This window comes from Dietzia sp. Cai40 (genome assembly GCF_014145165.1).
GTDB lineage: Bacteria > Actinomycetota > Actinomycetes > Mycobacteriales > Mycobacteriaceae > Dietzia > Dietzia natronolimnaea.
On the sequence record NZ_JAALEB010000285.1, the window covers coordinates 1 to 7471 of the forward strand.

A 7471-nucleotide genomic window follows, 5' to 3' on the forward strand; every position below is an offset into this window, starting at 1 on the left:
TCGAGCCCGGGGCGGGGCCCGGTGGCGAGCAGGTTGACCAGCGAGAAACCCAGGTCGGTCCGGTCCGCGGCCGTCCACCGCGTGTCGGGGACCAGCGAGTCCCCGGATCCGGAGAGGAAGAACAGGTCACGCTGGGCGTAGGTGGAGACGAACTCGGTCCGTTCGATCACGACCCCCGGGGGCAACCGGTCGATGCGCCACTGGCCGTCCCGCCGGGCCAGGCCGATGGTCACCTCCAGCTGCCCCACGTCCTCCCTGAAGATGCCGCCGGGGTCGAGTGAGCCGACCTTCTCGGCGCGCAGCGTGTACTCGGCCCGGTCCGCGCCCCGTCCACCCTCCGCGCTGAGGTCCGCCCGGAGGACGATCGTCGTCTCGGCGGAGTCGTCCCAGGTCTCGGCCGCCTCCGGGGTGAGGAACTGACGGGCCGCCGCGTGTCGCTGGTCGGCGATCGCGGCCGCCTTGAGAAAGTCCCGGACGAGGAGGTCCGGCTCCTGGTCGGGCACCGGGGTGGGGACGGCCAGGCCGGCCCCGGACGGCGAGAAGGTGTCGATGACCTGGGGCGACGACGACGAGGGCAGCGTCGCGCACCCGGTGGCACCGAGCGCGGCCACGCAGACCAGCGCCACCGCCGCGACCAGAGCCCGCACACGGTTCACGAGCGGGCCTCCTCGGTCCCGGGGACGCGGTCCAGCGGGGTCGGGGACCCGGTGCTCACCAGCCGCGCCTCGTCCTCCGGGGTCAACGGCAGCGGGCTCGAGGTGAGGGTGCCCCCGTGGCGCCGGGGGATGGTCAGCCGGAAGCACGACCCCTCCCCGGGGCTGCCCCAGCAGTCCAGCCGGCCGCCGTGCAGCTTGGCGTCCTCGAGCGCGATCGCCAGACCGAGTCCGGTCCCGCCCGACCGACGGACCCGGGAGGGATCCGCCCGCCAGAAGCGGTTGAACACGAGCGACTCCTCGCCGGGCTTGAGCCCCACGCCGTGATCGCGCACCGAGACCGCGAGCGCCGCCTCGGACCCGCGGAGGGTCACCCGGACGGGCTTGGACTCCGAGTGGTCGAGTGCGTTGGCCACCAGGTTGCGCAGGATGCGCTCCACCCGTCGGGAGTCCACCTCGGCCACCACCGGCTCGGCCGGCATGTCCAGCTCGACCTGTACGCCCGCCGACTCCGCGATGTGCGACACGGTGGACACCGCGTCCTCGACCGCCCCCCGCACGTCCAGCGCGGTCACCGAGAGCTCGGCCATTCCGGCGTCGTGGCGGGAGACCTCCAGGAGGTCGGTGAGAAGGCTCTCGAACCGGTCGAGTTCGGACTCCAGCAGCTCGACGGCCCGCTTGGTCGGGGGGTCGAGGTCACCGGCGGAGTCGGAGATGATGTCCGCCGCCATCCGGACAGTGGTCAGCGGGGTGCGCAGCTCGTGCGAGACGTCCGAGGTGAAACGCTTCTGCAGGTCGCCGAACTCCTCCAGCTGGGTGATCTGGTCGGACAGGCTCTGTGCCATGTCGTTGAACGCCATCGCCAGTCGGGCGACGTCGTCCTCTCCCCGGATCACCATCCGTTCCTTGAGGTGACCGTTGGCGAACCGCTGCGCGATCGACGCCGCCTGGCGGACCGGCAGCACCACCTGCCGTGCGACCATCCACGCGATCGCCGCACTGAGCACGATGATCGCCAGGCCGGCGGTCGCGACGATCCCGCGCATGATCCCGAGCGTCTGTTCCTCGGCGATGAGCGGATAGACCAGGTAGAGCTCGAGCCCGGGGATCGACGAGTCCGTCGGCGTCCCGATGATCAGCGCCTTGGCGGGCTCTCCCCGGAAGTCGACCGTGACGTACTGGTAGGCGACCCGGCCCCGCTGGACCAGCGACTGCAACTCCGGGGGCACCTGCGAGTCGGCCGGGCTGACGACCTGCCCGCGCCCGGTCTGGTCGGGCACCACCAGGATCGGGTCGAAGGTGCCCGCGTGCACCAACTCCCCGTCGGAGGCGATGCCCCGCTCCCCCAGTGCGCTGCGCGCCTGGTCGAGGCGGGACTGCTCACTGGTCCCCTCGTCGGTCGCGGCGATCTGCGCCTCGACGGTGACCCGCAGCCGGCCAGCCTGCTCGACCGCGGCGTCCAGTTTGGTCGAGAGCAACTGCGCGGCCATCTGGCTCTGCAGCATGAACGCGATCGTGAGGATCACGCCCATGGACAGCGCGAGGGTCGAGGTGACCACCCGGAGCTGGAGGGATCGCCGCCACATGCGCGCGAACCGCATCCCCAGGACGGTGAGGTCCAGTTCCCGGATCCGCTCCAGGAGGGTCGACGACGAGTCGGTCATGTCCCGGGTGTCGCGCTCGTCGCCGGAGGACGCCGCCGCGTCGTCCGGGCGACGTGCGGTCACGAGACCGGACCGGCCTTGTACCCGACTCCGCGCACGGTGAGGACGACCTCGGGGTTCTCCGGGTCCTTCTCGATCTTCGCGCGCAGGCGCTGGACGTGCACGTTGACCAGCCGGGTGTCGGCCGAGTGACGGTAGCCCCAGACGTGTTCGAGCAGGACCTCGCGGGTGAAGACCTGGCGGGGCTTGCGGGCGAGCTCCACCAACAGGTCGAACTCCAACGGCGTGAGCGGGATCGGCGTGCCCTCACGCGTCACGGTGTGGGCGGGCACGTCGATCGTCACATCACCGATGTGCAGGAGTTCACTCGGTTCGTCCTCACCCCGGCGCAGACGCGCCCGGATGCGGGCCACGAGCTCCTTGGGCTTGAACGGCTTCATGATGTAGTCGTCGGCTCCGGACTCCAACCCCAGGACCACGTCCACGGTGTCCGTCTTGGCCGTGAGCATGACGATCGGCACCCTGGACTCGCCGCGGATGTCCCGACACACGTCGATCCCGCTCCGGCCCGGGAGCATGAGGTCGAGCAGGACCAGATCGGGCTGGACCGCCCGGAAGGTCTCGATGGCCTGGACGCCGTCGCCCACGACCTCGGTCTCGAACCCCTCGCCCCGCAGGACGATGGTGAGCATCTCTGCCAGTGCGGCGTCGTCGTCGACGACGAGGATCTTCGGGGTCATTGTCACCACTTGTGTCGGCGTGAGTGTCGGCATGTGTCCATGGAGACCTTACCCGGCCGCACCGACGGGCCGGGCCCACGGCTCGGCTCGGTGGACGGGGAATCCGTGGCGCCGACGGCTCACGAGCCGGCCACGAGGTCCGCCAACCGCCGCACGTCGGGGTCGACGCCCAGCACCCGCCAGGGCGAGCGCCATGCGGAGGCGGCGAGCCGACGGTAGGCCTCCCCCGTCGCCGTCTGGAGGGCGGCGTCCCTCTCGTAGCGGTCCCGGGTCCGGGCCGGGTCCGCCGTCTCCCGGGCGCCGGCCCTCTCGGCGGCCAGTGCGGTCGGCGTGTCCAGCAGGATCTGCAGGTCCGGCCGCGGCAGACCGAGTCGGTCGAACTCGAGCTCACCGATCCAGCGGATCACCTCCGCCTCCCGCCCGGGTCCGAGCCGGGCCGCCGTGTAGGCGGCGTTGGAGGCCACGTACCGGTCGAGCAGGACCACGTCGTGGGAGGCGGCCAGTTCACGGAGCTCGGCGAGGGCCGCGTGTCGGTCCAGGGCGAACAGCAACGCCATCGCGTGCGGGGAGTCGGCCGTACCGGCCTGGCCGCCGTGCAGGGCGTCGGCGGCCAGGTCGGCGTGCAGGGTCCCGTACCGGGGGAACGCCAGACGCCCGACCGACACACCCCGGTCGGTGAGCTCACCGACCAGGGCGGTCGTCAGGGTGTTCTTGCCCGCGCCGTCGAGCCCCTCGACGACGACCAGACGCGCGACCACGGGATCGGATCAGTACCGGTAGTGGTCGGGCTTGTACGGGCCCTCGACGTCCACACCGATGTACTCGGCCTGGTCCTTGGCGAGCGTGGTGAGCGATCCACCGAGTGCCTCGACGTGCAGGCGCGCGACCTTCTCGTCGAGGATCTTGGGCAGCAGGTGGACGCCGATCGGGTACTGGTCGGCCTTGCTGAACAGCTCGATCTGGGCGATCACCTGGTCGGAGAAGCTGTTGGACATCACGAACGACGGGTGGCCGGTGGCGTTGCCGAGGTTGAGCAGACGCCCCTCCGACAGCACGATGATCGAGCGGCCGTCGGAGTCGAAGACGAACTCGTCGACCTGCGGCTTGATGTTGATGCGGGTGACGTCCGCCGCGGACTCCAGTCCGGCCATGTCGATCTCGTTGTCGAAGTGGCCGATGTTGCCCAGGATCGCCTTGTTCTTCATCCGCTTCATGTGGTCGAAGGTGATGATGTCCTTGTTGCCGGTGGCCGTGATGATGATGTCGGCCGCCTCGATGGCCTCGTCCACGGTCACCACGTCGAAGCCGTCCATGAGGGCCTGCAGCGCGTTGATCGGGTCGATCTCGGTGACCTGGACGCGCGCGCCCTGGCCGGCGAGGGCCTCGGCGCACCCCTTGCCCACGTCGCCGTAACCGCACACCAGGGCCTTCTTGCCGCCGATGAGGGCGTCGGTGCCGCGGTTGATGCCGTCCAGCAACGAGTGGCGGGTGCCGTACTTGTTGTCGAACTTGCTCTTGGTGACCGCGTCGTTGACGTTGATCGCCGGGAACGGCAGCACACCCTCGGCGTGGAAGTGGTACAGGCGGTGTACGCCGGTGGTGGTCTCCTCGGTGACGCCCTGGACCGACTCGGCGATGGCCGTGTACTTGCCCGGGTGGGCCGGCACGGACTCGCGCAGCAGCGCGTGGAAGACCTTCTCCTCCGCCGACCAGGCGGGGTCGTCCGACGGCACGGCCCCGGCCTGCTCGAACTCCTTGCCCTTGATCACGAGCATGGTGGCGTCGCCACCGTCGTCGAGGATCATGTTGGGATCGGTGCCGGGCCAGGTCATGATCTGCTCCGTGCACCACCAGTACTCGGCGAGCGTCTCGCCCTTCCACGCGAACACCGGCACGCCGGACGGGGCCTCGGGCGTGCCCTCCGGGCCCACGACGACGGCGGCGGCCGCCTCGTCCTGCGTGGAGAAGATGTTGCACGAGGCCCACCGGACCTCCGCGCCCAGCGCGGTCAGCGTCTCGATCAACACGGCGGTCTGCACCGTCATGTGGATGGACCCGGCGATCCGGGCCCCCGCCAGCGGCTGCTCCGCCCCGTACTCCTCGCGCAGCGCCATGAGGCCGGGCATCTCGTGCTCGGCCAGACGGATCTGCTTGCGGCCCGCCTCCGCCAGCGACAGATCCGCCACCTTGAACTCGACACCGTTGACGGACTGCACGTGCAGATCAGCGGACATGTGTGCGACCAGCTCCTCGTAGTTCGGAAAAGACTTCCGCACCACACTAGCGGGGAGCTCTACCGCTACGCCGTCCCCGTCTCCGGACCGCCGACCCGGGTGCGGAAGACGGTGGCCCCGTCGGCGCCCTCCAGCTCCACCACCGGCGTCGAGGCGGGGACCCACACCGCGTGGCCGGGCCCCAGCGTCTCCGTGGTCCCGTTCTCCGACACGCACACCCGGCCGGAGGTACACAACAGGACCTCCGGGCCGTCGGTCCGGTAGGTGACGGGGCCGGTGCCGGCGGGGAGCACGATGCGCGAGAGCGCGAAGTCGGGCTCGGGCGTGGGGTAGTCCACCTCCCCGGGGATCCCGCGATCGGCGGGGACCGGCCGCACCGTGGGGTCCGCGAGCGGGTCGAACGCGAGCACCCGCATCAGCTCCGGGACGTCGACGTGCTTGGGTGTCAGGCCCCCGCGCAGGACGTTGTCCGAGTTGGCCATGACCTCCACCCCGACTCCGCGGAGATAGGCGTGGAGCTGACCGGGGCCCAGGTACACGGCCTGTCCCGGCCGGAGCACCACCCTGTTGAGCAGCAGGGCACCCAGGACACCGGGATCCGTGGGGTACCGCTCGGCGAGCTCGACCACGGTCGTGGCCTCGTTCGACCACTCGCCGGAGACACCCTCCGCGGTGAGGTACCCCACGGCGCCGGTGACCAGGTCCGCCACCACCGTCTCCAACGCCATGTGCGGCATCGTCACGACGGTGGTGAACACCGCACGGAGGCCCTCCGCGTCCGGCTGGCCGTCCAGCATGTCGCGGTAGGGGCGCAGGGCCGGCACGTCGAGGGCGTCGAACAACGCCACGGTACGGGGCACGGGGCGGAATCCGACCAGCGCGTGGAACTCGGTCAGGGCCACCAGGATCTCGGGCTTGTGGTTGGTGTCGCGGTAGTTGCGATCCGGGGCGTGGACGGCGATCCCCCGCGCGTCCTCGGCGGCGAAACCCTCCCTCGCCCTCTCCGGGGACGGGTGCGCCTGCAGGGAGAGCGCCTGCTCGGCGGACAGGAGCTTGACCAGGAACGGCAGTCCGCCCCCGTGTTCCGCGGCCACCCGCGCCCCGAGCTCTCCCTCGGGGTCGGCGGCGATCCGCGCGTCCAACCCCCGCCCGTCGGCGCAGAGCGACGAGCCGGAGTCGTGGGCGCCGAACCAGTGCTCGGCCACCGGGTGCGGTGCCGGGGAGTGGGTTCCGCACAACTCGGGGAGCGCTGTCCGCGAGCCCCATGCGTACGCCTGGACGACCGGGGTGAGAGCGACCACGGTTCTAGAGCCCCCCCACCAGCAGGTACGCGGCGGAGAGCTCGGTCCGTGCCATGAGCGCGGCCACCTTTCCGCTCAACGGGGCCGGTGTGGCACCGACCGTGTCCCGACCACGATCGGAGATCCACTCGACGTCCGCGAGCGGGCCCGCGGCCAGGCGGACGAATTCCTCGTCCGCGCTGAGCACCATACCGAGGTGCCGGATGGTCCTGTCCTCGCGTTCACCGTCGAGCTGGTCGTCGTGGAACAGACTCGCGAGGGGGTCCACGGCGGGCAGCCCTCGGGCGCGCTCGGCCTGCGACCGGACGGCGTCGGTGACGGAGGAGGTCGCCGTGACCCGGCCGGCGTCGCAGAACGCGGCCACCGCCCTGTCGCAGTAGGCCGCGGACAACGGATCCGAGTGGATCCAGACGAGCGGGTCCGAACCGGCGACCGCGGTGGCGAGGAGCTTGGCCGGGTTGACGGGGGTGGCGAGATCGGGCCCCAGGCCCTCGAGTTCGACGTCGACGGCGTCCGCGGCCACGCCGACGTCCAGTCCGGGGACGCCGAGGGCGGTCAGCACCGCCATCCCGGCGGCCAGATGGTGCAGGACCCCGCGGTGCGGCGGAAGGTACGGGAGCGGGGGCAGCCAGACGGCCCGGCCCCCTCCCGACTCGCCCACGGGACCCTCCCTCGGCACGTCCACCACGACCATCGCACCCCGGTGGGCGGCGGACTCCACGGCGGACGCGAGGTCACGGTCGCCGGCGTCGTCCCCGGAGACCAGGACGACGTCCAGGGCCCCGACCCAGGTGGGGAGGGTGTGGGCGTGGACCAGCGGCGGGACGGCGGCCCCGCCCACGATCTCGCAGAGGGCGGCGACCACCCGCGCGGCGTGGC

General features: G+C 71.4%; 6 protein-coding genes and 1 pseudogene. All 7 read right to left on the reverse strand.

Going from position 1 to position 7471, the window contains the following annotated elements:
- Positions 1 to 656: pseudogene (locus G6022_RS11260) on the reverse strand (hypothetical protein); the annotation flags it as partial.
- On the reverse strand, positions 653 to 2380 hold the full coding sequence (gene mtrB, locus G6022_RS11265; RefSeq protein WP_182638643.1) for an MtrAB system histidine kinase MtrB: 1728 nt from the start codon (positions 2378 to 2380) through the stop codon (positions 653 to 655). The gene mtrB and the pseudogene G6022_RS11260, both read right to left, overlap by 4 nt.
- Positions 2377 to 3066 (reverse strand): MtrAB system response regulator MtrA, encoded by a 690-nt coding sequence (mtrA, locus tag G6022_RS11270; protein ID WP_179526178.1) that lies wholly within the window; start codon positions 3064 to 3066, stop codon positions 2377 to 2379. The genes mtrB and mtrA overlap by 4 nt, the downstream gene beginning before the upstream one ends.
- Before the next feature lie 110 nt (positions 3067 to 3176).
- Positions 3177 to 3815 (reverse strand): dTMP kinase, encoded by a 639-nt coding sequence (locus G6022_RS11275; RefSeq protein ID WP_182691585.1) that lies wholly within the window; start codon positions 3813 to 3815, stop codon positions 3177 to 3179.
- Between the two features lie 9 nt (positions 3816 to 3824).
- Positions 3825 to 5291, reverse strand: a complete 1467-nt coding sequence (gene ahcY, locus G6022_RS11280) for an adenosylhomocysteinase (RefSeq protein ID WP_182638491.1) — start codon at positions 5289 to 5291, stop codon at positions 3825 to 3827.
- Positions 5292 to 5356: 65 nt separating this feature from the next.
- Positions 5357 to 6592 carry a mannose-6-phosphate isomerase, class I gene (manA, locus tag G6022_RS11285; RefSeq protein ID WP_182638490.1) on the reverse strand — a complete coding sequence of 412 codons (1236 nt, stop codon included), beginning with the start codon at positions 6590 to 6592 and terminating at the stop codon, positions 5357 to 5359.
- Between the two features lie 4 nt (positions 6593 to 6596).
- A partial coding sequence (locus G6022_RS11290; RefSeq protein WP_182691586.1) for a hypothetical protein occupies positions 6597 to 7471 on the reverse strand: 875 nt, incomplete at its 5' end.

Excerpts from the sequence above, each read along its gene's own strand:
- ahcY (WP_182638491.1), bottom strand. The coding sequence starts at position 5,291 with ATGTCCGCTGATCTGCACGTGCAGTCCGTCAACGGTGTCGAGTTCAAG.